Annotated in this window: 22 protein-coding genes, 1 pseudogene and 1 riboswitch; of the genes and pseudogenes, 7 read left to right on the top strand and 16 right to left on the bottom strand. The window is 62.6% G+C overall.

Annotated features, from left to right (window positions below; all coding sequences use genetic code 11):
* Window position 1 precedes the first annotated feature (1 nt).
* A pseudogene (locus B0G57_RS00550) lies at window positions 2-496 on the bottom strand (virulence factor); the annotation flags it as partial.
* A 338-nt stretch (window positions 497-834) separates the two neighbouring features.
* Here B0G57_RS00550 and B0G57_RS00555 point away from each other — a divergent pair.
* The 3 genes from B0G57_RS00555 (at window position 835) to B0G57_RS00565 (ending at window position 2,976) form a co-directional block, all read left to right on the top strand.
* On the top strand, window positions 835-2,025 hold the full coding sequence (locus B0G57_RS00555) for an L-talarate/galactarate dehydratase (protein WP_018438604.1): 1,191 nt from the start codon (window positions 835-837) through the stop codon (window positions 2,023-2,025).
* 169 nt (window positions 2,026-2,194) lie between these two features.
* Complete coding sequence (locus B0G57_RS00560; protein ID WP_051089950.1) at window positions 2,195-2,695, top strand: DUF4142 domain-containing protein; 501 nt, start codon at window positions 2,195-2,197, stop codon at window positions 2,693-2,695.
* Between the two features lie 86 nt (window positions 2,696-2,781).
* Window positions 2,782-2,976: a hypothetical protein gene (locus tag B0G57_RS00565; RefSeq protein ID WP_035468098.1), complete on the top strand. Its 195-nt coding sequence runs from the start codon at window positions 2,782-2,784 to the stop codon at window positions 2,974-2,976.
* Window positions 2,977-3,095: 119 nt separating this feature from the next.
* On the opposite strand, the gene B0G57_RS00570 is transcribed toward B0G57_RS00565, so the two are convergent.
* From B0G57_RS00570 to B0G57_RS00590, 5 genes are all read right to left on the bottom strand, one after another.
* The gene (locus B0G57_RS00570; RefSeq protein ID WP_018438607.1) at window positions 3,096-4,046 is read right to left on the bottom strand and encodes a choline ABC transporter substrate-binding protein; all 951 of its coding nucleotides are present in this window, start codon (window positions 4,044-4,046) and stop codon (window positions 3,096-3,098) included.
* Between the two features lie 99 nt (window positions 4,047-4,145).
* Window positions 4,146-5,852, bottom strand: coding sequence for a choline dehydrogenase (gene betA / locus B0G57_RS00575; RefSeq protein ID WP_018438608.1), 1,707 nt, complete (start codon window positions 5,850-5,852; stop codon window positions 4,146-4,148).
* 100 nt (window positions 5,853-5,952) lie between these two features.
* Window positions 5,953-7,422 (bottom strand): betaine-aldehyde dehydrogenase, encoded by a 1,470-nt coding sequence (gene betB, locus B0G57_RS00580; RefSeq protein ID WP_018438609.1) that lies wholly within the window; start codon window positions 7,420-7,422, stop codon window positions 5,953-5,955.
* Between the two features lie 49 nt (window positions 7,423-7,471).
* Window positions 7,472-8,074, bottom strand: a complete 603-nt coding sequence (betI, locus tag B0G57_RS00585; protein WP_026229284.1) for a transcriptional regulator BetI — start codon at window positions 8,072-8,074, stop codon at window positions 7,472-7,474.
* A 127-nt stretch (window positions 8,075-8,201) separates the two neighbouring features.
* Window positions 8,202-8,912 carry a TorF family putative porin gene (locus B0G57_RS00590; protein WP_317615646.1) on the bottom strand — a complete coding sequence of 237 codons (711 nt, stop codon included), beginning with the start codon at window positions 8,910-8,912 and terminating at the stop codon, window positions 8,202-8,204.
* Between B0G57_RS00590 and B0G57_RS31525 the strand changes: the two genes are divergently transcribed.
* Complete coding sequence (locus B0G57_RS31525; RefSeq protein WP_223258581.1) at window positions 8,896-9,162, top strand: hypothetical protein; 267 nt, start codon at window positions 8,896-8,898, stop codon at window positions 9,160-9,162. The two genes, B0G57_RS00590 and B0G57_RS31525, sit on opposite strands and share 17 nt — an antisense overlap.
* A 214-nt stretch (window positions 9,163-9,376) precedes the next feature.
* On the opposite strand, the gene B0G57_RS00595 is transcribed toward B0G57_RS31525, so the two are convergent.
* The 10 genes from B0G57_RS00595 to B0G57_RS00640 form a co-directional block, all read right to left on the bottom strand.
* Entirely contained in the window at window positions 9,377-10,933 is a 1,557-nt protein-coding gene (locus tag B0G57_RS00595; protein ID WP_018438612.1) for a DHA2 family efflux MFS transporter permease subunit, read from the bottom strand.
* Complete coding sequence (locus tag B0G57_RS00600; RefSeq protein WP_018438613.1) at window positions 10,930-12,177, bottom strand: HlyD family secretion protein; 1,248 nt, start codon at window positions 12,175-12,177, stop codon at window positions 10,930-10,932. Before B0G57_RS00600 ends, B0G57_RS00595 begins: the two co-directional genes overlap by 4 nt.
* 35 nt (window positions 12,178-12,212) lie before the next feature.
* Window positions 12,213-13,697, bottom strand: coding sequence for an efflux transporter outer membrane subunit (locus B0G57_RS00605; RefSeq protein WP_018438614.1), 1,485 nt, complete (start codon window positions 13,695-13,697; stop codon window positions 12,213-12,215).
* Between the two features lie 245 nt (window positions 13,698-13,942).
* Complete coding sequence (locus B0G57_RS00610) at window positions 13,943-14,380, bottom strand: MarR family winged helix-turn-helix transcriptional regulator (protein WP_018438615.1); 438 nt, start codon at window positions 14,378-14,380, stop codon at window positions 13,943-13,945.
* A 272-nt stretch (window positions 14,381-14,652) separates the two neighbouring features.
* A complete protein-coding gene (locus tag B0G57_RS00615; protein WP_018438616.1) occupies window positions 14,653-16,458 on the bottom strand; it encodes an FAD-dependent oxidoreductase in 1,806 nt (601 codons plus the stop codon).
* 173 nt (window positions 16,459-16,631) lie between these two features.
* Window positions 16,632-18,533, bottom strand: coding sequence for a DUF3857 domain-containing transglutaminase family protein (locus tag B0G57_RS00620; RefSeq protein WP_018438617.1), 1,902 nt, complete (start codon window positions 18,531-18,533; stop codon window positions 16,632-16,634).
* A 92-nt stretch (window positions 18,534-18,625) separates the two neighbouring features.
* Window positions 18,626-19,621, bottom strand: coding sequence for a sodium:calcium antiporter (locus tag B0G57_RS00625; protein WP_018438618.1), 996 nt, complete (start codon window positions 19,619-19,621; stop codon window positions 18,626-18,628).
* 55 nt (window positions 19,622-19,676) lie between these two features.
* Window positions 19,677-19,860, bottom strand: a riboswitch (yybP-ykoY riboswitch).
* A gap of 141 nt (window positions 19,861-20,001) precedes the next feature.
* Window positions 20,002-20,403, bottom strand: coding sequence for a DUF6795 domain-containing protein (locus B0G57_RS00630; RefSeq protein WP_018438619.1), 402 nt, complete (start codon window positions 20,401-20,403; stop codon window positions 20,002-20,004).
* A gap of 60 nt (window positions 20,404-20,463) precedes the next feature.
* Window positions 20,464-21,072: a ProQ/FinO family protein gene (locus B0G57_RS00635; protein WP_018438620.1), complete on the bottom strand. Its 609-nt coding sequence runs from the start codon at window positions 21,070-21,072 to the stop codon at window positions 20,464-20,466.
* A 212-nt stretch (window positions 21,073-21,284) separates the two neighbouring features.
* Entirely contained in the window at window positions 21,285-22,250 is a 966-nt protein-coding gene (locus tag B0G57_RS00640) for a GlxA family transcriptional regulator (protein WP_018438621.1), read from the bottom strand.
* A 118-nt stretch (window positions 22,251-22,368) separates the two neighbouring features.
* Here B0G57_RS00640 and B0G57_RS00645 point away from each other — a divergent pair, with 118 nt between their 5' ends.
* The 3 genes from B0G57_RS00645 to B0G57_RS00655 all read left to right on the top strand — a co-directional run bounded on the left by B0G57_RS00645 (window position 22,369) and on the right by B0G57_RS00655 (window position 24,219).
* Window positions 22,369-23,169: an SDR family NAD(P)-dependent oxidoreductase gene (locus B0G57_RS00645; RefSeq protein WP_018438622.1), complete on the top strand. Its 801-nt coding sequence runs from the start codon at window positions 22,369-22,371 to the stop codon at window positions 23,167-23,169.
* A 102-nt stretch (window positions 23,170-23,271) separates the two neighbouring features.
* Window positions 23,272-23,685, top strand: coding sequence for a hypothetical protein (locus B0G57_RS00650; protein ID WP_146013331.1), 414 nt, complete (start codon window positions 23,272-23,274; stop codon window positions 23,683-23,685).
* 216 nt (window positions 23,686-23,901) lie between these two features.
* Window positions 23,902-24,219 (top strand): DUF4148 domain-containing protein, encoded by a 318-nt coding sequence (locus tag B0G57_RS00655; RefSeq protein WP_018438624.1) that lies wholly within the window; start codon window positions 23,902-23,904, stop codon window positions 24,217-24,219.
* Window positions 24,220-24,501 lie beyond the last annotated feature (282 nt).

The following is a 24,501-nucleotide window of genomic DNA, read 5'->3' on the forward strand; positions in this document are numbered from 1 at the left end:
GTCACCAAGACAATCCCTGGCGGTTGCCGTAGGTCTGGTCGTAGCGACGCCCCCACCAGGGCAGATATACGTCGTCCCCACCTCGCGCCCTGAACCAGTCGGCTTCGGGATCGATCGGGTTCAGCTTCTCGGGAGGAGTGATCACAACGGCGACTGGTTCGTCTGAATTCGTCGTGCCCGCCACGAGGACATTGCCGCCTAAATGGTTGACGCGCCCGATCGCAAGGACAACGTTGGTGAGTGCCGTCCCCGCGCCCATATAGCCAAGCAGGCCAGCAGTGTTGAATGTCTGCTTCTGGAACTCGAACTCCGGCAAGGTTTCCGTGAGCGTACGGCCGAGCGTGCCGATACGCTGCGACGCCTCGTCGCTGCCCTTGCCTGCGTCGTGAATGACGTAGTCGATGTCATTCACCGATACGTTCGCGTTGTTTGCCGCCGCCGCAATCGCCGCTTTCCACGCCTGGATTGCTCGTGTCGTGCCGACCGTTTTTTCGTAATTGCGCATATGCGAAACGCATGAAGCGATCGCATATGAACGAGGCGAACGATGCGCCGCGAACGCTATCGCGATCTTCTAGTGCGATCAAACTAGGACGAAATAACGGGAGGGACGACTCGGGTCCGCATCAACACGGGCGATGCGGATTGGGTGAGAGAACTGGCCTACCTGCTTCATTCGAGCGGCTCTTTCAATAGCGCGCTAGTCTACGTAGGAGGGCACGGGCTGGTTGCAGCCGGCTCGTATCTTTTCATCGTCGGCAGGATTCGCCGCCTCACGCCCGACGAACTGTGCCGCTAGTCCGCACACACTAATCTGTACTCGGGAGACTCAATATGGCTGACCAGACGCAAACTTTCAATCCGCCCGGAATCGCGAGCCTTCAGCCTGGCGAAGCGACGACAGACCGCATTGCATGGGTGAAGGTATCGCTGACTTTCCTGCCGCTCGCCGCGCCCATCAGCGATGCCAAGGTCCTCACCGGAAGACAGAAACCGCTCACGGAAATCGCGTTCATCTTCGCCGAAATCGAGAGTGAGCAGGGCCATCGCGGCATCGGATTCGGTTACTCGAAGCGTGCGGGCGGACAAGGGATGTTCGCGCACGCCAAGGAGCTGGCGCCCGCGCTGCTGGGCGAAGATCCCAACGACATTGGGAAAATCTTCAACAAGCTCCTGTGGGCCGGCGCGTCGATGGGGCGAAGCGGCCTCACGACACAGGCCATTGCCCCTTTCGATATCGCACTATGGGACCTCAAAGCCAAACGCGCGGGGTTGCCGCTCGCCAAGCTGCTTGGCGCTCATCGCGATTCCGTGCAGTGCTACAACACGTCCGGTGGCTACCTGTCGATGTCGCTCGATACCGTTCTGGAGAATGTCGACCGTTCGCGCGGCAGCGGCATCGGCGGCATCAAGATCAAGGTGGGGCAGCCCGACACGCGCGAAGACTTCCGGCGCGTGAAGGCCGTGCGCGATCTTCTCGGACCGGACTTCCCACTCATGGTCGACGCCAACCAGCAATGGGACCGGCTCAAGGCGCAGCGCGCGTGCCGCAAGTTCGAAGAGCTGGATCTGACCTGGATCGAGGAACCGCTCGACGCGTACGACTTCGAGGGGCACGCTGCACTGGCCGCATCGCTCGACACGGCTGTCGCCACCGGCGAAATGCTGACGAGCTTCGGCGAACACGCACAACTGATCGAAACCCGAGGAGCCGACTACGTCCAGCCCGACGCACCGCGGGTCGGCGGCATCACGCCATTTCTGCAAATCATGCATCTTGCCAGTCTGCGCGGACTGAAGCTTGCCCCGCACTTCGCGATGGAGATCCATCTGCATCTGGCAGCCGCGTATCCGGAAGAACCGTGGCTCGAGCACTTCGAATGGCTGGAGCCGCTCTTCAACGAGCGGCTCGAGTTGCGCGGTGGGCGAATGCACGTGCCCAGCCGGCCCGGCCTCGGCTTCAGCCTGAGCGAACAGGCGATCGCGTGGACGGCCGCGGGCGAAGAATACGGCAAGCGCCGGTAAGCCGCGGGACACGGCCATTGCGCCCGCTGCCTCCTCCGGCACGTTCGTTGCGACACAGAGATGCGCCTGCGTCTTCGCAGGCGCTAACCGCTTTGCGTCCCCGCAACCACGCTTCGAGGAGCTCGAATTGAAACTTCCGACATTTGTTCTCGCATGCTGCGTCGCACTGATGCCTGTTGCGACGGTGCATGCGCAGGAAAGCCAGGCCGCATCCACGACGGAGGCCAATCCGCTGCCGGCGCCCGATCGCGACTTCGTGCAGGCGGCCTCGATGTCCAGTTCCACGGAGATCGACGCAGCCAAGCTCGCGCAAAAAAACTCAAAGGACAAGGACGTCAAGTCGTTCGCGCATCACATGCTGCTGGATCATACGAAGATGACAGTGGAACTCAAGGCTGCCGCGCCGCATGACGTCAAGGTGCCGAAGGACAATTCGGATACGAGCGTGCTCGATTCGCTGCGCCCGTTAAAGGGCAAGGAGTTCGATGACGCCTATATCGACAAGGTCGGCCTGCAAGGCCATGAACAGGCGATTGCCGCGTTCAAGAAGGAAATCTCCGACGGGAAAAACGCCGACTTGAAAAAACTTGCGCAAAAGGGCCTGTCCATCATCGAGGAGCATTACCGCATGGCACAGTCGCTCGCCAAGAAGAAGGGAGTCAGCGGTTGAGCATGCCGGCGCCGCCAACGCCCGCCGGCGAGCGCGATCGAAAGGCGGCACGGCGAAAACGAAATGCAATGTGCAAGGAGCGAATCATGGCGACTGACCAGAAAGGACCGATTACCAAGCAACCGGACAATCCGGACAAGGACCAAGCAGCGGACGACTCGGAGACGTTCGAGACCGATATTTCAGAAACCGGCGAGGACGGAACCGAGGTCCGTCAGGCGGAAGTCAGGAAGGACGATCTATCGGAAACGAAGCCCTCGTCGGACGACAAGGGAAGTTGACGCTCGCGAGACGCCGCTGAGTTCGCGAATGATGCTTCGCGGGGGTGCGGGAGATCCTCCTCCGCGGGGCGCCCTTACGCCAACTCGAGCGCCGCCGCTTCCCGCTTTGTATTGCACGCTCAGTGCAAGGCGATATACGACTTCACGGCCTCGAGCCCATTCTTGCCGTCGAACGTCGTCACGCCCGCGAGCCATTTATCGAGCACTTGAGGATTCCGCTTAAGCCATGCTTCGGCGGCCTTCGTCGGCTCTTCCTTGTTCATGATCGGCACCATCACATGGTTCTCGATTTCCGTCGTGAACTGCAGATTCGACACGAGCTTGGCCGCGTTCGGGCAGCGCGCCGAATAATCAGGCGGTGTCGCCGTGAAGACTTTCGCCTCCCCGTAGTTCGGGCCGAAGACGTCATCGCCGCCGCTCAGGTAGTCGAGCTTCATCTGTACGTTCATCGGATGCGGCTCCCAGCCGAGGAAGACGATCCATTGCTTTTCGCGAATCGCCTTGTTGACCTGAACGAGCATGCCCGCCTCGCTCGATTCGACGAGCTTGAACTTGCCGAGACCGAATTGATTGTTCTTGATCATCTTGTCGATCAGCGCGTTGCCGTCGTTGCCGGGCTCGATGCCGTAGACTCTGTCGCCGAGCTTGTCCGCGTATTTCTGGATGTCGGCGAACGATTTGAGGCCGGCGTTATAAACGTAGTCGGGCACTGCAAGCGTGTACTTCGCCCCGGTCAGATTCGCGGGCTGCAGCACCTTGATCTGCCCCGCTTTCACGAACGGATCGATGATCGGATCCATCGTCGGCGACCAATAACCGAGGAACACATCGATCTGCTTACTCTTGATACCGGCGAACGTGATCGGCACTGAAGCGATCGTCGTCGTCGGATGGTAGCCGAGGCCTTCGAAGATCGTCGACGCAATGCCGGTCGTCGCCGCAATATCGGTCCAGCCGACGTCCGCAAAGCGCACATTGCGGCAAGCTGCCGCGTCGCCCGCGAACGCCGGTGCCGCCAACGCCGCGGTGGCAATCCACGCGCAACCGGCTTTGATCAAGAGCTGCTTCATCACCTTCTCCTCATTTCACTTTGGTTAGTACGTAGATTGCCCGCGTATCCGTAGGGCGATGGTTGTTACACACGTGTCGCGTCGAAAAACATGTGTCGCTCAGCTGGCGGGAGTCGTGGCCTCGCGCAGTGCGGCACCCCGCGCCGGCGCGCCATTCGCGACGTAGTACGGCGCGCTCGCGGGCGGCAGCGGCGCGCGGCTACGGATCCGGTCGGCGATCTTCTCCGCGATCATGATCGTTGGCGCGTTCAGGTTGCCCGTGGTGATCAGCGGCATGATCGATGCATCGACGACTCGAAGCCCTTCGAGCCCATGCACGCGACCTTCCGCATCGACTACCGACATTTCGTCGCTGCCCATCGCGCACGAGCACGACGGGTGATACGCGGTCTCCGCGCGTGAACGCACGAACGCATCGAGCTCCGAATCGCTCATGCATTGCGCCCCCGGATTCAATTCCTCACCCCGGAAGCGATCGAGCGCGGGTTGCCGCATGATTTCGCGCGTGATGCGGATGGCGTCGCGGAACTCGCGCCAGTCGAGCGGCTCGGCCATGTAGTTGAACAGGATGGACGGATGATCGCGCGGATCGCGCGAACGCAGCTTGACGCGCCCGCGGCTCGGCGAGCGCATCGAGCCGACGTGCGCCTGGAAACCGTGCATCTTGATCGCATTCGTGCCGTTGTAATTGATCGCGACCGGCAGGAAGTGATACTGGATGTTGGGCCACGGGTCGTCATCGCGCGTGCGAATGAAGCCGCCGGCTTCGAAGTGATTGCTGGCGCCGATCCCCGTGCCCTTCAGCAGCCACTCGAGGCCGATGCCCGGCTGGTTGTGCAGCAGCAGCGCGGGATAAAGCGACACGGGCTCTTTGCACGCGTACTGCAGATACATTTCCAGATGATCCTGCAAGTTCCTGCCGACACCGGGCAGATCGAACACCACCGGAATGCCGAGTTCTCGCAGCCATTCACCGGAACCAACGCCCGAGCGTTGCAGAATTTGCGGCGATGCAATAGCGCCTCCGCACAGCAGAACCTCGCGCCGGGCATGGGCGATCTCGATCGAGGCCGAATTGCCTTGCAGGTACGCGACGCCGCTGGCACGCTTGCCGCTGAAAAGAATCCGGTCCGCCGTGGCATGCGTGACGATCGTGAGTTCCCGGCGCGAGCGCGCCTGATCCAGATAACCGCGCGCGGTACTCGCGCGCCGCCCTTTCGCCGTGACCGTGCGGTCCATCGGCCCGAAGCCTTCCTGGCGGTAGCCATTCAGATCGTCAGTGCGCGGATAGCCCGCCTGGACGCCGGCCTCGACCATCGCCTCGAAGAGCGGATTGACGCCTGGCTTGCTCGTCATCACATGTACCGGGCCGTCGCCGCCATGGTAGTCGTTCGGACCGACGTCGCGCGTTTCCGCCTTCCGGAAATACGGCAGGCAATCGAGATAGGACCAGGTTTCGAGACCCTCGCGTTGCGCCCAGCCGTCGTAGTCGAGCGCGTTGCCGCGGATGTAGCACATGCCGTTGATAAGCGACGAGCCACCCAGCCCCTTGCCGCGTCCGCATTCCATCCGGCGGTTGTTCATATGCGGCTCAGGCTCCGTCTCGTACGCCCAGTTGTAGCGCCGGCCTTGCAGCGGATAAGCGAGCGCCGCCGGCATCTGCGTGCGGAAGTCGAAGCGGTAATCCGGGCCGCCTGCTTCGAGCAGCAGCACCGTCACGCCGGCGTCTTCGGTCAGCCGCGTCGCGAGCACATTGCCCGCGGAACCGGCACCGATGATGATGTAGTCGTATTCGTTCGAACCCATACTGAGTTGCCTCAACACGTTGGGCGTCACAGACCCGCTTCGGCCTGCCGCGCCGACGAGCGTGAAACGATGCTCATCGCCCGACCTCGATCTGCCTTGCTCAGAACAGCGGCTGATACCTGCCCAGTTCGATCTGGACGGACTTCAGCCGCGTGAAGTGCTCGAGTGTCGCGAGGCCGTTCTCGCGCCCCACCCCCGATTGCTTATAGCCGCCTACCGGCATCTGCGCGGGCGATTCGCCCCAGGTGTTGACCCAGCAAATGCCGGCCTCGAGCCGATGGATCACCCGATGCGCACGTGCGAGGTTTTCCGTGACGACACCCGCCGCGAGACCGTAGCGCGTGTCGTTCGCGCGTGCGACGACCTCGTCCTCCGTATCGAACGAAAGCAGACTCATGACCGGACCGAAGATTTCCTCCTGTACGATCTTCATCTCGTCGCGACAATCGGCAAAGACCGTCGGCTGCACGAAAAGGCCGCGCGCAAACTCGCCGTCGACGATGCGCGCCCCGCCTGCCACGAGCCGTGCGCCTTCGCGTCGACCGCTCTCGATAAAACCGAGCACCTTGTCGAGCTGCGCACGGCTCACGAGCGGACCGAACTTCGTCGCCGGGTCCGATGGCTTACCGATGCGGATCCGCTTCACGCGCTCGCCGATGCGTGCTTCGAAGGCTTGCTGAATCGAGCGATGGACGAATACGCGCGTGCCGTTCGTGCACACTTGCCCCGCGCTGAAGAAATTGGCGCCCATCGCGATATCGGCGGCGCGATCGAGGTCCGCGTCCTCGAACACGATCAGCGGAGACTTGCCGCCGAGCTCCATCGTCACTTCCTTGAGCGACGATCCGCCGGCGAGCGACATCACCTTCAGGCCGGTCTCGACACTCCCGGTGAACGACATCTTTGCGATATGCGGGTTAGCGCTCAACATCGCACCCACGCGGCCATCGCCTTGCACGACGTTGAACACCCCGGCGGGCACACCGGCTTCGATATAGATCTCGGCGAGCTTCAGTGCCGACAGCGGCGTCACTTCACTCGGCTTGAAGATCATCGCGTTGCCGGCGGCCAGCGCGGGCGCGGACTTCCAGCATGCGATCTGGATCGGGTAATTCCACGCGCCGATGCCGGCCGTCACGCCGAGCGGCTCGCGCCGGGTATAGACGAACGATTCGTCGCGCAGCGGAATCTGCTGACCCTCGATCGCCATGACAAGACCCGCATAGTATTCGATCACGTCGGCGCCAGTGACGATATCGACGGCACGTGTTTCCGCGATCGGCTTGCCGGTATCGCGCATTTCGAGCTCGGCAAGCTCATCGTTGCGGACACGCAATAGGTCGACCGCGCGCCGCAAAATGCGCGAGCGATCCATCGGGCTCAGTGCCGCCCATGCGCGCTGACCTTGCTGCGCCGATCGAACCGCGCGATCGACATCGGCCTCGCTCGCCTGCTGAACCGTCGCGAGCTTTTCGCCCGTTGCCGGGTCCAGCGTGTCGAAAGTCGCGCCGCTGGTGGCATCGACGTACTCGCCGCCGATGAAGAGTCGCTGCAAACCGTAGTCTGGCATCAGGGGTTTCCTCGCAAACCGGTAGGACGGCGCGGCCATGCCGCGCGGATCATTCGCGTGAGCCCTCGCGCTGCGCGAGCAGCAAGTCGATGTACTCGTTGGCGAGCCGCAACGCGGCTCGCGTATCGAACGGCTCGCCGCTGAGCGCGCCGCGCAGCCACAAGCCGTCGATCATCGCCGCGAGCCCGCGCGCGGCGCGGCGTGCGGCAGCGAGCGGCATCACTTTTCGAAACTCGGCGCACAGATTCGAGTAGAGGCGCCGCGTGTTGACACGCTGCAAGCGGCGCAGCGCATCCTCGTGCATGCTTTGCGCCCAAAACGCCAACCACGTTTTCATCACCGGCGTGTTCACCTGCGAGACGTCGAAGTTGGCCGCCACGATCGCGCGCAGCCGCGCGCGCGGGCCGGCCTTCGCGGCGACGAGGCGGCGACGCCTCGTCGCCGCCCAGAGATCGCGAAGGATATGGCGCATCGTTGCTTCGAGCAGCCCGCTCTTATCGCCGAAGTAGTGGCTGACGATACCCGTCGAAATGTTCGCGCGCTGCGCGACCGACGCGAGCGTCGTGCCTGACAGGCCGCACTGGTCGATACACAGCAGGGTGGCGTCGATCAGTTGCGCGCGACGCACTTCGCGCATTCCGACTTTAGGCATGGGTCAGCGGCCTCGGGATTCGATGCGGATACTCTAGTGTTTTTTGTTTGAACGATCAATCAATAAAGATGGGGACGATCTGCTGATGTCGTTTCGGGAAAGCATGGAATGAGCCCTGGGAAATGAATCAGAACGTCTTGGTCAGCGTCGCGAAAAACGTCGTCCGCAACGGATTCGAAACCGCGATGTTGCCCGCCGAATCGCGCGCACCCGTCGTGTAGTGGTCGTACACGTTCGTCGCGCCCCACGCCTTGGTGACCGCCCCTGTCAGCGTCCAGCCGCCGTCGAACGTCTTCGAGACGGCCACTTTCCCATCCTGCCAGTTGTACGCGGAGAAGTTTTGCACGCGCTCCCAGCCGTAATGGAGCAGGAGCGAAAAGCCGTGCGTGAGATCGATGTTGGTGTTCAAGTCGAGGTAGCCGGAGCCGCGACTGCCCTTGTCGTTGCCGATGCCAAGCGACTGGCTGTCGTAGCCGAAGTAGTTCGGCGTGTAAGTCAGCCAATAGCGCGCCGTGAACCACTTGTAAGTCAGCGCGGCAACGAATTCGCCGTAGTTGTAGTTCGTTGCGCTCGCTTCCATGCGCGCGCCGGGATACACGTAGTAGTAGACCGTGCCGGTGTAAGTCAGATCGCCGAGGGAGCCGCCGTAGCCCCCGTAGAGATCCCATTCGACCGTGCCGCCTTCGATGAATTTGCTGCTGACCGTGGACAGCCAGGTGCCGGCAAAGAGGCCGCTCGAGTGCGTGTAGTCGAAGCCGCCTTGAATCGCCGGCTTGCCCCATGTCTGACGAAACCCGCGCGAGACGTATTGCGAGGCCAGCGTGACATTTGCTGTCAATGGTGAGGCCGCCGGCGCCGATGCCGAGGCCGGAGCACTGGCGGGCGTCGGGGGATCCACGGCCGCGGTCGTTGCGGGAGCAACGCTCGCCGCGCTCGACGAATTCGCCGTGTTTGCTGAATTCGCAGTATCGGCTGCGCCCCTGGCGCCCGCGCCCGCGCCTGGGCTTGCGCTTGCCTGCGCGAACGCGCTTGCCGCGTACAGCGAGCCGAGACATAGAGCGGCGCAGCTAATGGCTGTGCCGAGTTGACGTGACTTCCCGTTGAGGTGGTCCATATGCGCTCCGTCGTCGTTGAAATCGATCGCTCTTCGAGTGGCGTTCTGTCATTCGCGGCCACTCTATGGTTTTTTTGTTTGAACGGTCAATCAATAAAAAAACGATGATGGGCTCGTGTCGCTTTTGGAAAAGAGAACGTCGGATGAGCAATCATCCGACGTCGTTCGCCGCTCGTGTTGCGGTGCGATCAGTGCGCGCCCGCGGCCGCCGCGCCACCTCCGCCCTTTGCCGGCTTGGTCAGCCAGATGAGCGGAATGATCGCGACAAAGATCCCGGCGGACAGCCAGAAAATGTCGTTCAACCCGAGCATCGCCGCCTGCGCGTTCAGCGAACGCTCGAAGAAAGCGACCGCCTGATCCACGCTGCCGCCCAGGACCGCATGCACATTCGCGATCGCCGCGCCATATGTGGGATTGTCGACACTCGACTGCTCGGCGAGTTGCGCGTGATGCAGAATCGTCCGATCGTTCCAGCCGGTCGTGATGAGCGAAGTGCCGGCCGCGCCCGCGAACACGCGCGCGAAGTTCGATACGCCGGCCGCCGCGGGAATCTTCTCCGCGGGCAGGCCGGACAAGATAATCGCCGTCAGCGGGACGAAAAAGAGCGCGGTCGGGATGCCCTGCAAGAGCGTCGGCAATACGAGGGTCCATTGATCGACGTCCGTCGTGTAGTGCGAACGCATCAGGAAGACGCCGGCATAGCCGACGAACGCCAGCGTCGCCAACACGCGCGGATCGGACTTCGGCATGATTTTCGCCATCACGGGCGCAAGCAGCACGGCGAAGATGCCGAGCGGCGCCGTCACTAGACCGGCATCCACGGCGCGATAGCCCAGATAGCCCTGAATCCACTGCGGAAGAATCACCAGGTTCGCGAAGAACACGGCGTAAGCGACGGAGATCGCAATCGTGCCGCCCCGAAAATTGCGTACCGCAAAAAGCCGCACGTCCACGATCGGGTTTTTCGCCGTGAACTCCCAGATCAGGAAGAAGACGAAGCTGACAGCGGCCACGGCGGCTAGCGTGCAGATGACAGGCGAGTTGAACCAGTCGAGGTCCTTGCCCTTGTCCAGCATGATCTGCAGCGATGCCACCCATGCAATCAGCGACAGCAGTCCGATTTTGTCGATCGGAAGCTTGCGCTTCGGCGATTCCCGGTCCCGATAGATCAACCACGTCACCCCCGCCGCGAAGAGACCGACTGGCACGTTGATATAGAAGATCCACGACCAGCTATAGCTATCGGTGATCCATCCGCCCAGCGCGGGGCCGGCGATCGGGCCGACCGTCGCCGTCATTGCCCACAACGCCAGCGCCGTGGAGCTTTTCTCTTTCGGATAGGATCCGAGCAGGATCGCCTGCGACAGCGGGATCAGCGGTCCAGCTACCGCGCCCTGCAATACGCGCGCCGCGAGCAGCACCATCAGGTTCGGTGCCACGCCGCACAGCCACGAAGAGAACGAGAACAGCAGGATCGCGACGACGAAGAGCTTGATTTGGCCGACTCGCTCAGTCAGCCATCCTGTCAGCGGAATCGCCACCGCATTGGCCGCGGCGAACAGCGTGATCACCCAGGTGCCCTCGTCGACCGATACGCCAAGATTGCCCGAGATCGTAGGGATGGCCACATTGGCGATCGAAGAATCCAGGACGTTCATGAACGTTGCAAGCGCAACCGCGATCGTCGCCAGAATCAGCTTGCCGCCTGTCAGCGGCGGCGGTGCGAGTCGAATCGGGGAATTCATGATGCGCTCCGATCAAGTTGCCGGACAGGCCTCGTGTTTTGCTCGATGATCTTTTCGATCTCGGCATCGGCCTGCGCGCCGTAGTTCGCGAATACATCCGTGCGGTAAGTCGTGTTCGAGGCTGCGCCGAGTTGCGCGCCGGCGTCGTCGTGCGTGTCCACGTCGACGTTCATCGATAGTCCGATACGCAGTGGATGGGCGTTCAGTTCTTTCTGATCGAGTTCGATGCGTACGGGCAGACGCTGGACCACCTTGATCCAGTTCCCGGTCGCATTCTGCGCGGGCAATGTGGCAAAGGCGCTCCCCGTACCCGCCGAGAAACCGACCACGCGGCCGTGATATTTGACCTTGCCACCGTAGACGTCCGCCTCGAGCGTCACAGGCTGGCCGATGCGCATGCCGCGCAGCTGGCTCTCCTTGAAGTTGGCATCGACCCACACCCCGTCGAGCGGCACAATCGCCATCAGCGGAGTACCCGGCGACACGCGCTCGCCGACTTGCACGGAACGTTTCGCGACATAGCCGGTGACTGGCGCGGGCAGCGTGTTGCGCGCGTATGCCAGGTACGCGTCGCGCACCTTCGACGCGACCGCCAGCACGCTCGGATGCTGCGTGATTGTGGTGTTGTCGGTCAGGACGTGGTTGGCTTGCGCCTGTTGCCGCACGGCATCGAGCGCCGCCTGCGCGGCCGTGACGGTGTCGCGCGCGTGAGCGATGTCTTCGGCCGACACGGCCCCCGTGCCGGCCACTGCCTGGCGGCGGCGCAGGTCGTCCTGGGCGCGGGCCAAGTCCGACTGCTTCTGAGCGATGTTCGCGGCGTAGAACTGGTTGTCCACGTAGAGTCTGCTGACTTGCCTCACGGTCTGCGCGAGTGTCGCTTCCGCGTTGCCGAGCGCGACTTTAGCGTCCGCGTCGTCGAGTCTCACGACCGGGTCGCCCTGCTTGACGATCTGCGTATCGTCGGCATTCACGGCGACGACGGTGCCCGTCACCTGCGGCGTGAGTTGCACGAGGTTGCCGCTAACGTACGCGTCGTCAGTGGATTCGTGATAGCGGGCGTAGGTCATGTAGTACGCGCCATAAGCTGCCGCCGAAACCACGATGGCAGCGCCGAGCAGGGCAAGTAGCAACTTCCTCGTTTGAAAGTTCGATTCGTTCGAGGTAACGGCTTTCGCCGATGTGGTCTCGCGTTTGGCGCTCGTCGCTTGCGACGATTCGAGCTCCGAGGTGTCGATTTCGCTCATCTGAGTTCTCCGAGTAGATGGGATGGGTTTGCCGTTCAACGTGGGGCAGCAACAGCCGGTCGCATCGAGGGAGCGCGGCCGTCAGGCAATGCCGCCGCCGGATAGGGCCGCGCGTCTTTTCCCGAGTTGGACGTATCGACAAACCCACCGCCGAGCGCGGAAGCCAGCGCGATTTGTTTGTCGCGGCGATCCATACGGAGATTGGCGACCGCCTGATCAGCCAATAGCGCGTTGACGTCCGCGTTCAATACTGTCAGTTGATTTGTGAGGCCCGCGTTGTATTGGATCAGCGCGAGTTCGTCGGCTTTGCGCGCGGCGTCCTGCGCCGCCTGCGCATCGACGAGTTGAGCCTCTGTCGAACGAACGCCGGCGAGTTGCGTGGCGACTTCGCTCAGCGCAGTCACGAGCGTCTGGTTATACGTCGCGACGGCATAGTCGAAGTCGGCATAGCGGCCCTTCAGGTTGGCCCGCAGTTCGCCCGCATCGAAGATCGGCAAATGGACCGCCGGGCCGACGGAAGCTGTCCGGCTCGCCGCCGTCAGGAATCGGCCGAAGCCGAATGCGTCGAGGCCGATTGCGGCGCTCAGGTTGATGTCCGGATAGAACTCGGCCTTCGCCTCCTTCACGTCGTGCGTCATCGCGTCGACGCGCCAGCGCGACGCAACGATATCGGGGCGGCGGCTCACGAGATCGGCCGGCAGATTGTCCGGCAGGCGAACGTCGTCGCCCGGGCCCAGTGTCGGCTGGGCAAGCTGCAAGCCGCGATCGGGACCGGCGCCGAGCAGCGCGGCGATCTGATAGCGCGTCGTCACGATTTGCCCATCGAGCGCTGTCAGCGCGGCGCGGCTCGTCGCCAGATTGGCCTGCGCGGTCTTGCGCTCGACTTCGGTATCCAGCCCCGTCGCAATCCGCCCTGCGGTGATGCGCTCGATCTGCTCCCGTCTGGCGACTTCCCGCTGCGCGATGTCGCGCAGCGCGTAGAGGCGTGCGAGCTGGTTGTATGTCCGAGCAATGGATGTCGTCAGCGTCAGTTTGACGACTTGCGCGTCGGCCTCGCTCGCCTGAAGCTGAGAGATAGCCGCCCTCAGCGCCTCACGATTCTTGCCCCACAAGTCGAGATCGTACGAAGCGCTGAGCAGCCCCTTGTTTTCGGTCTGCCAGGAGCCGCCGTAGGGCGGCGGCACGAGCGCCGTGCTCGAGAATTGCTGGCGCGTGAGCGAGTAGCTGGCATCGACGCGCGGCATCGTGTTGGCATTCGCCGTTTCGCTGTAAGCAGCAGCAGCCGCTACGCGGGCACGCGCCTGATCGAGCGTCGGGCTATCCTTCAACGCTTCGACGATCAGCGCCTTCAGTTGCGCATCGCCGAACTGGTCAGCCCAGTCGGCCGCAGGCCAACGGCCCCCGTCAGCGGAAATGCTTTGCTGCGTGGCGTACTGTTGCGGCTCGGCAGTTTTCGCATCGCTATGGATGCCCGCATAGTTCGCGCACGCCGATAGCACTGCGGCGAATATCACTGACATACCGATGCTCAGTACGGCTGAAACGCGCCGCCTGGGGTTCGGTTGAGCGTCATTTTTCCGACTTGTCAGATATCTGCGTAAAAAAATCGTGCCGGACATGTTCTCTCTCCAATCTGTGCACGCACAATAGTTGACCTGTCAGATATAGTCAACGGCGCGTTGATAACTCACAGTTTCGGTGGGATGAACAATCCGTCCTATTCGATGAGACCGGGGATGGTCTGGTGATGACCCGCGGTGTCCGGTCAGTCGCCGGCAAACTTGTGCAGCAGCCTGCGCAACTCGGCGACCTCGTCCTTCGTGAAAGCCTTCAGGCGGGCGTTCAGCACTTCCACGGCAACCTCCGGCACCTGGTCGGCGACGGCCGTCCCATCCTTCGTGAGTGATAGGTTGACGACACGCCGGTCTTGCTGATCTCGTGAACGAACGAGGAGCCCTTTCGCTTCGAGCTTGTCGAGCATCCGCGTCATCAGGCCCGTGTCCATTCCGAGCATCTTCGACATCTCGAAAGGTGTCGTTGCCAGCTTCCGCCTGAGCACCAGCAAGATACCCATCTGTTGGCTTGAAATATCGAATTCCTTAAGCGCGCCGTCCATCTCGGCGATGATGAGATTTCGCGCCCTGACGAGTTGGAAGCCAACGCTTTCGGTCACATTGAAGGTTGCTTTCGTGTAATGGCGCACGTGTCGGCTCCTATCGGTATCGCAATGCGACTGACCAGTCAGATACTAGCAGATCAGCTTTCGTTCGCACGCCGATGTGACCCTGCCCTCTCACAGACGCTGACCTACAGCTCTCGGATCTTGCCCTTTGAGACCATGCCCCATGGGAATGGCAGTTATGCCCGCTGGCTCCTATCCGCGCCGTTTGCGTTTCACCGATGATCGAGCCACGACGAATACAGATGTCGTGACTGCCGTAACGAAAGCCGCTGTGAACTACATCGCGTCACGCGTTACCGAACGTTGGCGGCGACTGCCGACGCACCGGTTGCTTCGGACTGCGCGGTCAAAAACTGGTGAATCTGCGCGACCACGGCGGCCCCTTCCCCTACGGCCGCCGCAACGCGCTTCGTCGAACCCGACCGGACATCGCCGATCGCGAACACGCCCGCGACGCTGGTCTGGAGCGGCAGCCGCGAGGCGCTCGGGCTGTCTTCCGCCCCCAGGTCAGCGCCTGTCAATACAAAGCCTTTCTTGTCCACCGATACACCGCAAGTGCGGAGCCAGCTCGTATTAGGCTCGGCGCCGATGAAGAGGAACAGATGATGAGTCGCGATGCTTTCGAGCGCACCGTCGCGCCGGCGATAACGGACGAGCTCGAGCCGCTCCTCGCCTTCGAGCGCGGCAACTTCGCAATTCGTATGGATCGTGACGTTCGGCAGCGATTGAATGCGATCGATCAGATACCGGGACATGCTCTGTTCGAGATCCGGGCCGCGGACGAGTAAATGGACATGAGCGGCGTGCGAAGCAAGAAACACCACCGCCTGCCCCGCGGAGTTGCCGCCGCCGACCAGCAGCACCGATTCGTTGCGACATAGTCGCGCCTCGATCGGCGTCGCCCAGTAGTAGATGCCGCGACCTTCGAAGCGCCCGAGGCTATCCACGGCCGGACGCCGATACTCCGCACCGCTCGCGATGATGACGGTGCGCGCCGTGACACGGCGTGAACCCGTCAACTCCACCTCGAGCGGATACTCTCCGCAATGCAGGGCCTTCACCTCTACCGGAATGGCAATGTGCGCACCGAATTTTTGAGCTTGAACGAACGCCCTCCCGGCCAGCGCCTGCCCGGAGATCCCCGTCGGAAAACCCAGGAAGTTCTCGATGCGGGCGCTCAAACCCGCCTGACCGCCTGGCGCGCGGCAGTCGAAAGCGGCCACCGACAGGCCCTCGGACGCGGCATACACGGCCGCCGCCAGACCAGCCGGTCCCGCGCCGACGATCGCGACGTCGTATAGGTGGGCGCGATCGAACTCCGGCAGGAGTCCTAAACAAGACGCGAGCTGCCCCTCGTCGGGATTGCGCAACACGGTGCCATCCGGACATACGACGAGCGGCATGTCATCGCACTGCGGCGTCAAGCGCTCGAGCAAGGCAATCGCATCGGCATCGCCGACGTCGAGCGCCATGTGCGGATACGCGTTGCGCCGCAGAAAGTGCTGCAGCGCGAGCAGGCGGGGCCCATCGGGCGAGCCCACGAGCACCGCCCCCTGCCCGCGCTCGATCGCCGCGACACGCCTCAAAATGAGCGCGCGCATGATCTTTTCGCCGAGCTCGGCCTCCGCGATCATCAGCGCGCGCAGCCTGTCCGGCGGGATTACGAGCGCTTCGACCTGCTCGATGACTTCAGCATCGACGAGGGCTGGCTTGCCGGACAGCATGCCGATATCGGCCGTGAATTCGCCGCGCAGAACATCCTCGCGAATCAAGCGTTGACGACCGAGGCCGTCGCGCGCGATGTAACGAACCTTGCCCGACAAGAGGACGAACATGCCAGGACTCGAGCTGCCCGTGCTATAAAGCATGTCGCCCGCCGCGTAGCAGCAGAGCGCACCAAAACGATGCATCCGATCGATCTCCGCATCGGTCAGCGTCGGAAAGATCTGGTGGAAACGCAGACTGCTGAACGGAGACTGCTCGTCTCCCGCGGCGGCACGACCCGCGCCGCCATTCGTACCGATTTGGCCTGGGTTCGCGGGGGCGCCGCTTTGCGAAGAACCGTCACTGATCATCAAATGCCTCTTGACCGCGAACATGAATCCTGTCGATGAGCTCAATGTGGGCGTCGTCGCGGTGTTCGAAACCCCCGAGCAGCTTAATACATCACGGCGAAGAGCGCTTCGGCGTTGACCTGCCGGGAACCGATTATTCCCGCACTCTTTAAAATCGCACGGTGATCGATACGTTCGATCGTGCATGTACGCGATCGCTATTGGCCACTGCCTTGCACGATGACCTGCGCCATGGCGTCTCGCTCGATTCGTTCGAGCGCGACGCGCATCTGCGCAAATTCATCCGGCGTGCAAACCTGTTTGCCGAAATCGGCCTTCAGCCAGCGCGTCACTTGAACGACGCGTGTCTGAGGATCGAAAATGTAATCGGACGCATAGGTCAAGCCGCCCGCGCTTATCGAAAGTGCTTCGGGGACATAGATCGTCTTGACGTTCGGCGGCAGATCGATCTGCCCTTCCTCTTCGAACGTGCCGCCGATGCAGACATAAGGTCGAGTTCGCCGCGGCACCGCGAGCCAGTCCTCGACCTGTGTCTCGATCCCGCCCGCCAGGCTCGAGAGCGCCGGCACGCCCGTCATGCCGTCGGGCCAGACGATATGCTCGATCGTGCCCGTCATCGTGACCGCAAACGGGCCGGCCGTCGCCGATACGTCGTCGGTGGACAGCGTCGCCGTGCCGCGTAGACCCGCTTTCTGCAACCGCTCATAGGCGATCTGCTGCACGCGCTCGCGCGTCGCGCGCCGGAAGGCGTTGCGCTCGAGTTCGGCGGTGAAACCGCTGTCCTCGACATGATAGGCGTAGCGCCCCGTGCCGCTCGAGTCAATGCCGATCTGCACGCGCGCATCGCGCGAGCGTTGTTGCGTCGCCGGCGTACGTACGAGCACGCCTTCGTCGACGAGCAGCGCCGGCCTATCCATGAGGCTCGACGGCAGATCGCCGAACGCGATGCCGCCCGCGGTGGTATCGGCGAAGCGCCCAAGCTCGGGAATCCATACGATCGCGTGATTGATCGCGCCCGCTCCGTAACCGGGCACCGAGGGTAACGTGTAGACGGGCCCGAGTGCGATCAGCGCAGGCTCGCTGCGTATGCCGACGGCCGCGAGCAGTGCGCCATAGAGCGCGACATGGTCCTTGCAGTCGCCATAGCGGTTGCGCAGGATGTCGGCGACATGGTGCGGCCGCGTCGCCGCTTCGCCGACGAACAGGGCCACATAGCGGATGTTTGCGCGCATCCAGTCGTAGAGCGCGCGCGCTTTCGACCAGGCATCGGGCGCATTGGCCGTCAGTGCGTGCGCGAAGGCAACGATCGCTGGATCGTTCGCGGTCGGATCGACGGCCCCCTCCTCGTAACGCTCCGCGAAAGCGGCGAAGCTCGGCGTCGTGGTGACCATCAGCCGATCGCCATACTGCGCATACCCTACCGCGCCGTGCTCGATCGGCGCATAGGGGCCGTGACGGTAATCGAACTCGTATCGTGTCCGCCCGCCCTCGGTCACAGGCGGCTTCGCCGCGTACCCGCGAGCGTCGGCATAAAGCGGCATGTCAGCCGGCAGATCGAAGACGAGTTGCTGATTCTCGACGGGAACGCGCTCAGGCTCGACGAAGTAGGCGAACGTGCCCGGCTCTATCGCCTTGAAGCGCGACTTGCGAAACGCGACGTGAATGCGCCACCCGGGCTCCACGCCGGGAAAGATCACGGTGCGCAGGATACCGTCCTCGAACATCGGCGCGCCGGCCGCGCGCGGTTCCTGCACGTCGCGAATTGCGTCGGGCCCCACCGGATGCCGATTGCCATCGGGATCGATCGATTCGGCCGCCACCAACGTCAATCTTTCGGTGTCCTTATCGAACCAGACATAGTGCTGCGCAATCGCATCGACGCCGGTTGCGGTGTTGGCGCGCAATGTCGTGTCGTCGTACTCCTCGAGCGTGCCATTGTGCTGGACGACAAATCGATGAACGTCGGACTCGATCGTCATCGGCGCCGCATCGTCCGCCTGGGCTCGCGCGCTCGGGATTCCGCCGATGGACAATGCCACCAGCAGCACGCATGCGAACGTCGCGCTTAGTCCCGGTGGAAGAACGGTTGCAACGAGCATTGGAGCGACACGTGAATCGCGCACGCAATAGATGACGGCATATATTGATGCCGCGTCTTGCCCGTTGCAAGCTTACGCTCGAACGCTGACGATCAAAATACGAGCAAAAGCGCCGCGAATACCGCGTACAGCCAACCGACGCGGACCAACTCCCGGCTATGCACCTGCGGCGCCTTGAAGGCTCGTTGCAAGAAAACGATGGCAACCGCCGTGACGCCCGCGGCGATGATCGACTGCGTGGCGAGATGCCAACTCGTGAAGAAGAGACCGAACGCAGTGGGCACAGTCGCTTGAATCATCATTGCGCCGCTGATGTTGGCGAGAGCAAGACGTTCCTTACGCTGCCGCACCCAGATTACCGCGTTCATGATTTCGGGCAATTCGGTCGCGATTGGGCTGAGCAGCAGCGCGGTGAGTTGCGGCGCAAGACCTAGCCAAGGTCCGATCACTTCGATTTGCCGCACGAACAGCCGCGACGCCAGAAAGATCACGGCCAGCGCACCGAGCGTCTGCACGGCGATCCAGAACATCGCCGGACTTGAATCATGCGGACGCAATTTAAGCGGTTCCAACTCATCGAGCCCGTCGATATCGTCGGTCGCCGTGAGTTCTTTCCAGCAATAAACGGCGTACGCCAACAGAAACGCGATACCCAGCACGGGCTTGAAGGAGAACACCACCAAGCCCAGCGCGATCTTGAAGACGAAGATCGCGAGAAACCACAATTGATCGCGCCGCAGTCGGCGCGTGTCCGCCTCGACGTGTGCCTTGTCCCGACCGATACGGCGCGCCGTTGCGAGAAGCGTGATGCCCACGACGGCATAGGCGACGGTGCTCAGGGCGAGCGGTCCGCCGATCGCGGCGCCGACACCGATCTCCTTCTGCGCGGCCGTACCGCCAAACGCAACCGCAACGAGTGTAACGACGCTCTCGGGCAACGCAGTGCCGAATGCGGCAAGAATGGTGCCGGTGGCCGTTTGACTCACGCGCAGTTTCTGGCCGAGCCATTCGACACCGTTGACGAATGTCTCGCAGGAAAGGTAGATGATTGCGGCGGAGGCGATGAGCAGTGCGACAGTCCAGATCATGACAGTCGCCCCGTGGCGCGGAGTTGGGAAAGCAGGCGCATCTCGGTGATGTTCCACGGGCCGGGACAAGAGAACCCAATGACGTCTCGCCTTCGCCCGGCCCGGGTAAGAAGGGATAACGTCACAGGTCTCGCCAAGCCGAGAAACGGCCGTCATCACCATGGCACAGGCGCGCCAATTATGTTGATGATGACGCTTCACCACGCTGGTGAAGCAGACTACTCCCCCACGACGGGGCAGATTATAGCGCAAGCCGGCATCGCGATACTTCGCAACTCGCGATCAGCGGCGTCAGAACCACGAGGAATGCCAACAAGAAAGAGAAAAAAGCCCCTTTTTCGATTGGCGCCATCGCACATCAGCCAAGCCGTCAGCAGATGTCAACGGGCCTCGCAGATTCCATAATGCGTTCCTTCGTGGCCAGGCTCTCGATTGAGCTCACATACGAGCTTGATCGGCCGGCCGTCCAGTTCGGTATTCGCATCCCAGCCGGTCTTGCCGTGCCGCCAACCGATATATTCGACGCCTTGGTAACGGATGACGATTCTCTGAAGCATCACCGGCTGCGATGGAACGAGCCTGTGCAGCCCTGCCCTGCGCTCAATAGCAGGGAACCAGAAAGCGCCGCTTGCGTCGGTCAGACAGCTTTGCGGCGGGATTTCATTCTCGTTTTCGGACCAGATGACTTTCTGAACCAGCTCGGCGCCTTTCACCGGCTCGCCGTCCATCAGCACAGTGCCGTGCACTTCGGAAAAAAGCACCAGACGATCGAACACCCGCATGGCCCGTTCCTCCGGACATACTTGGCTCGAGGCGGAATGACGGTGACGCTGGCGAAAATGTCAGGCGGCTCGATCCGACGCGGCTTGGTCGATAGACGGGTCTGCCGCCGACGGTTGTTCAGCCGACGGTTGTTCCGCCGACGGTTGCTCAGCCGCCGCATTGGCCGGCTCGGCTGCCCCTTCTTTGGCTTGCCGACGCGAAGCATGGGCGCCGTGCGCCTGCCTGCGCGCGAACGCCGCGTCGCGCGCGGTGACCGAGCCCGCCGCCGCGCCAGTCAGGTCGACGCGGGCCGCTCCGTCGACCAGGCATGCCCAGTAACGGCTGCCGCGGCACCAGGTGCTGACCGCGAGGCGGATTTCGTCTTCCTTGAGCTTGAGCTCTTCCGCGTGGGCTAGAAGGTCCGCCAGAATCCCGATCTTCAGCGGCACCTTGGGCGCCGGCTTCTTGGGGAAAGCCGCCGGAAAGCGCTTCTGCAGCTTGCCGATCGTGCGCAGAACCGGATCGACCGGCTCCGTCTTCGCGGCCGCCCGGGCGTTCGCCTTCGGCGCGGCGGCGGGCCGTGGGGGCCGAACAGACTTCGGCTTGGCCGCCTGCTGTTTCGCTTCCCGCTCTTCCTTTGCCGCTTTTTTCAGCTGTTGCTTAAGAACTGCCAGTTGCTCAAAACCCATGCTACGTCCCGTAACCGTCCTCCAAGAACTGGAATAGTACCGCCCTTTGCCAACTGACGTCGATCACGGCCCGCCGCGCGGGCCCGCGCTGGGGGCGTTGCTACGCCGAATCATCTGCTGCGCTCGACGCTGATCAGATCTCACTCGATACGTCACGCCGCTCCACCTCCGTACTCTTCGCTACGCCAGACCACGGCACAGGTCGTGGCTTCTCAACCACCACCGCCCGAAGCGGTCTCGACGCGCGCATCGCGTCGCACAGCCTGCGGCGGCAAACCAAAGCCGCGCATAAACGCCTCCCGCATATGTCGGCGATCGCGGAAACCCGTTTCCTTCGCGATCGTATCCAGCGGATGCCGGCTTTGCTCGATCATCAGGCGCGCCGCTTCGAGGCGTAGTCCTTCGATCGCCTTGGCCGGCGATTTGCCCGTTTCGAGCGTAAACACGCGGCTGAATTGACGCGGGCTCAAGTGGACAGCCTCGGCCAATTCCTCGACGGTCAATGTTCGGCTCAGGTTCTTGCGCGCATAGTCCAACGCGCTCTGGATACGATCGGACTTCGGCGCGAGATCCAGCATTTCAGAGTGCTGCGACTGCCCGCCCGACCGCCTCTGATGCATGACCAGCTTGTGGGCGACGGATCGCGCGACATCCGCACCGAGATCCTTCTCCACCATCGCGAGCGCCAGGTCGAGGCCCGCGGTCATCCCGGCAGACGTCCAGACGGAACCGTCCACGATATAAATGCGATCGTCTTCGACGCGAATGTCAGGAAAGCGCTTCTGCATTTCTCGCGCGAAAGCCCAGTGCATCGTTGCGCGCCGCCCGGCGAGCAACCCGGCTTCGGCCAGCACGAATCCGCCCGTGCAAATGCCCGCGATGCGCCGCGCGCGCTGGCCCGCTTTGCGCAGGAATGAGAGGACCTCGGCCGGCGCGGATGAAGTGGTCGGATCGATGACGCCCGCCACGATCCACGTATGAACTTCGCGGCGCTCACGCACCGACCGGGTGCCGACAACCATGCCCAATGACGAGCGCACGTCGCCTCCGTCGACCGAAAAATTGTCGAGCTCGTAGAACGGATCGCCCGTCGCCACATTCGCGCACTCAAAAACGGCCTGTGTGGCGAGCGCCATGACCTGGAAGCCGTCGCTCAGAAGAAAGCCAATCCGATGCATGTCCGTTCTCCCGCCCCTGTGTCTTGAATCAATACCTTATACGTCATTTACGCCACAGTCAAACCGCGTCAAAGTGTCCTCACGCAATTCCTTGCAACGTTCTAATCGGAGAAACGACATGAAGCAAGCACATCAAGGCACAGCCGTCATCACTGGCGCATCGTCGGGCATCGGCGCGGTCTACGCGAACCAGCTGGCCCGCCGCGGCTACGACCTCATTCTCGTCGCGCGCAACCGCGACCGTCTCGCCGCGCTCGCCGCGCGCATCGGCGACGAGACGCGCCAAAGCGTCGAGATCGTCGATGCAGACCTGAGCGACCGGAACGACCTCTCCGCCGTCGAAGCGAAACTCAGGCAGGACGCGAGCATTACGCTGCTGGTCAACAACGCCGGCGTGGGCACGCACACTCCACTGCTCGAGAGCGACGTCGAAGCGATGACGAAGATGATCGATCTGAACGTGACGGCACTCACGCGTCTCACTTATGCCGCGGTACCTGGCTTCGTGGCGCGCGGCAAGGGCGCCGTGATCAACATCTCATCGATTGTCGCGATTGCGCCGGAGGTTCTCAACGGCGTCTACGGCGGCAGCAAGGCCTTCGTGCTGGCCTTCAGTCAATCGCTGAACCACGAACTCGCCGACAAAGGCGTGCAAGTGCAGGCGGTTTTGCCGGGCGCCACGGCCACCGATTTTTGGCAGACAGGCGGTCTGCCGCTCGAAAACCTTCCGAAGGAAATCGTCATGTCGGCTGAAGCGATGGTCGACGCGGCGTTGACCGGCTTCGATCGGCGCGAACTCGTCACGATCCCGTCGCTGCATGCGGTGGAAGAATGGGACGCTTACGAGGCGGCGCGCTTGACCATGTCGCCGCATCTCACGAGCAACGTCCCCGCACCGCGCTATACGGTCGCGCAATGATGCTGCTTTCCGCAGTCGTATGAATCCCGCCGAGAGCGGTGCCCGGTGCGGCGTTGGCAACGCAACCCTTTATCGGCACGCCTTCGGCTCAACTAGAGAACCATGATGGAAAACGCTAAACGATGGATGACGGCGCTCATCGCAGCGCTCGTCACAGTGACGTTCCAGGCTGCCGAAGCTGCCGACGTCGAACGGCACGATCCGGCTCCGACGACGGTGGCGCGTCACGCTTCCGCGAATTCGCCGATCAGGTTGCGGGTCGAAGCTCCCACTGGGCGCATCGAGCAACTCGCCTATCGACCCGGACGAGGTTGGAGTTCCTCCGCGCCTGCTGGTTCCGACGCCGGGGCGGCCGCCACCCGCGCCGTACATGCGGATGCGGAAGGACGCGATCGGAACGCGGGCGGAAGCCAGCCCATGAGCGTATTCATCGACGGTCCGACTGGCTACACCTACGTTTGGAATCGCGACAAGGGCTGGACATTCGTGGGCCGCATCAGCAACCGCGTCGAGTAATCGGCGTGGTCGCGGCCAGGAAGCGGAGCGCTACGACGGCAAAGGCTGAAACGCCAGCGCTCCCTGCACGGCATCGGCCGGGATTGTTCTGCGCCGCGAGCCAGTGATTTCACGCAGCAGGTATTTAACTCATAAGCGAGCGTGCTTAGACTGCGAAGCACCTGCTGCTGATATCGAATCACAGCTCACTGGAAACAGAACTTAGGAGGTTACATCATGAACTCGCTCATCAAAGCCGTTGCTGTCGCGCTCGCCATCGCCGCTCCCGTCGCGTCATTCGCGCAATCGAATCAACCGGTCACGCGCGCACAAGTTCGCGCCGAACTCGTGCAACTCGAGAAGGCCGGCTACTCGCCGCTCCGTGGTGACGATCCGTACTATCCGGCCGACATCCAGGCTGCCGAAGCGCGCGTCGCCGCGCAAAACGGCGGCGTCGCAGGTACGACCGACATTGGCGGCGTAAGCGCGGGCGCGGCTGCTTCGGGCCATGCGGCCAATGCAACTGGCACGAAGTCCATTTACTTCGGGCAATAACCGCGTGGACGCAACAGCGGGGCGACTAGCCCGCCCTGCTCTCGCCCGCAACGTTGCGGCGCGGATTCGATACTAGAGGCCGGCACGGAGCGACCGCTCCGTCGCCGGCCTTTGCCATTTGGCTCATCCGTCGGGGTACGCAAGCATCCATCTCATCAACGCTTCGCTACTCCTCCTGTCCATCATTCGATTGACCAAGTCGGCCCCAAACACCTGGGCACACGCCGGATTGTGTCGCAATGTATCCGAGCCGAGTATCGATACAAAGCATTGCAACGAAGC

The sequence above is a fragment of the Trinickia symbiotica genome (assembly GCF_002934455.1).
Taxonomy (GTDB): Bacteria; Pseudomonadota; Gammaproteobacteria; order Burkholderiales; family Burkholderiaceae; genus Trinickia; species Trinickia symbiotica.

What these genes read in the sequence shown, in the direction of transcription:
- B0G57_RS00635 (WP_018438620.1), bottom strand. Translation starts at nt 21,072, where the DNA reads ATGGGTTTTGAGCAACTGGCAGTTCTTAAGCAACAGCTGAAAAAAGCG.
- B0G57_RS00640 (WP_018438621.1), bottom strand. Translation starts at nt 22,250, where the DNA reads ATGCATCGGATTGGCTTTCTTCTGAGCGACGGCTTCCAGGTCATGGCG.
- B0G57_RS00655 (WP_018438624.1), top strand. Translation starts at nt 23,902, where the DNA reads ATGAACTCGCTCATCAAAGCCGTTGCTGTCGCGCTCGCCATCGCCGCT.
- B0G57_RS00630 (WP_018438619.1), bottom strand. Translation starts at nt 20,403, where the DNA reads ATGCGGGTGTTCGATCGTCTGGTGCTTTTTTCCGAAGTGCACGGCACT.
- B0G57_RS00650 (WP_146013331.1), top strand. Translation starts at nt 23,272, where the DNA reads ATGATGGAAAACGCTAAACGATGGATGACGGCGCTCATCGCAGCGCTC.
- B0G57_RS00560 (WP_051089950.1), top strand. Translation starts at nt 2,195, where the DNA reads ATGCCTGTTGCGACGGTGCATGCGCAGGAAAGCCAGGCCGCATCCACG.
- B0G57_RS00595 (WP_018438612.1), bottom strand. Translation starts at nt 10,933, where the DNA reads ATGAATTCCCCGATTCGACTCGCACCGCCGCCGCTGACAGGCGGCAAG.
- betB (WP_018438609.1), bottom strand. Translation starts at nt 7,422, where the DNA reads ATGCCAGACTACGGTTTGCAGCGACTCTTCATCGGCGGCGAGTACGTC.
- B0G57_RS00600 (WP_018438613.1), bottom strand. Translation starts at nt 12,177, where the DNA reads ATGAGCGAAATCGACACCTCGGAGCTCGAATCGTCGCAAGCGACGAGC.
- B0G57_RS00625 (WP_018438618.1), bottom strand. Translation starts at nt 19,621, where the DNA reads ATGATCTGGACTGTCGCACTGCTCATCGCCTCCGCCGCAATCATCTAC.
- B0G57_RS00605 (WP_018438614.1), bottom strand. Translation starts at nt 13,697, where the DNA reads ATGTCAGTGATATTCGCCGCAGTGCTATCGGCGTGCGCGAACTATGCG.
- betA (WP_018438608.1), bottom strand. Translation starts at nt 5,852, where the DNA reads ATGGGTTCGAACGAATACGACTACATCATCATCGGTGCCGGTTCCGCG.
- B0G57_RS00565 (WP_035468098.1), top strand. Translation starts at nt 2,782, where the DNA reads ATGGCGACTGACCAGAAAGGACCGATTACCAAGCAACCGGACAATCCG.
- betI (WP_026229284.1), bottom strand. Translation starts at nt 8,074, where the DNA reads ATGCCTAAAGTCGGAATGCGCGAAGTGCGTCGCGCGCAACTGATCGAC.
- B0G57_RS00615 (WP_018438616.1), bottom strand. Translation starts at nt 16,458, where the DNA reads ATGTTCGCGGTCAAGAGGCATTTGATGATCAGTGACGGTTCTTCGCAA.
- B0G57_RS00645 (WP_018438622.1), top strand. Translation starts at nt 22,369, where the DNA reads ATGAAGCAAGCACATCAAGGCACAGCCGTCATCACTGGCGCATCGTCG.
- B0G57_RS00570 (WP_018438607.1), bottom strand. Translation starts at nt 4,046, where the DNA reads ATGAAGCAGCTCTTGATCAAAGCCGGTTGCGCGTGGATTGCCACCGCG.
- B0G57_RS00555 (WP_018438604.1), top strand. Translation starts at nt 835, where the DNA reads ATGGCTGACCAGACGCAAACTTTCAATCCGCCCGGAATCGCGAGCCTT.
- B0G57_RS00620 (WP_018438617.1), bottom strand. Translation starts at nt 18,533, where the DNA reads ATGCTCGTTGCAACCGTTCTTCCACCGGGACTAAGCGCGACGTTCGCA.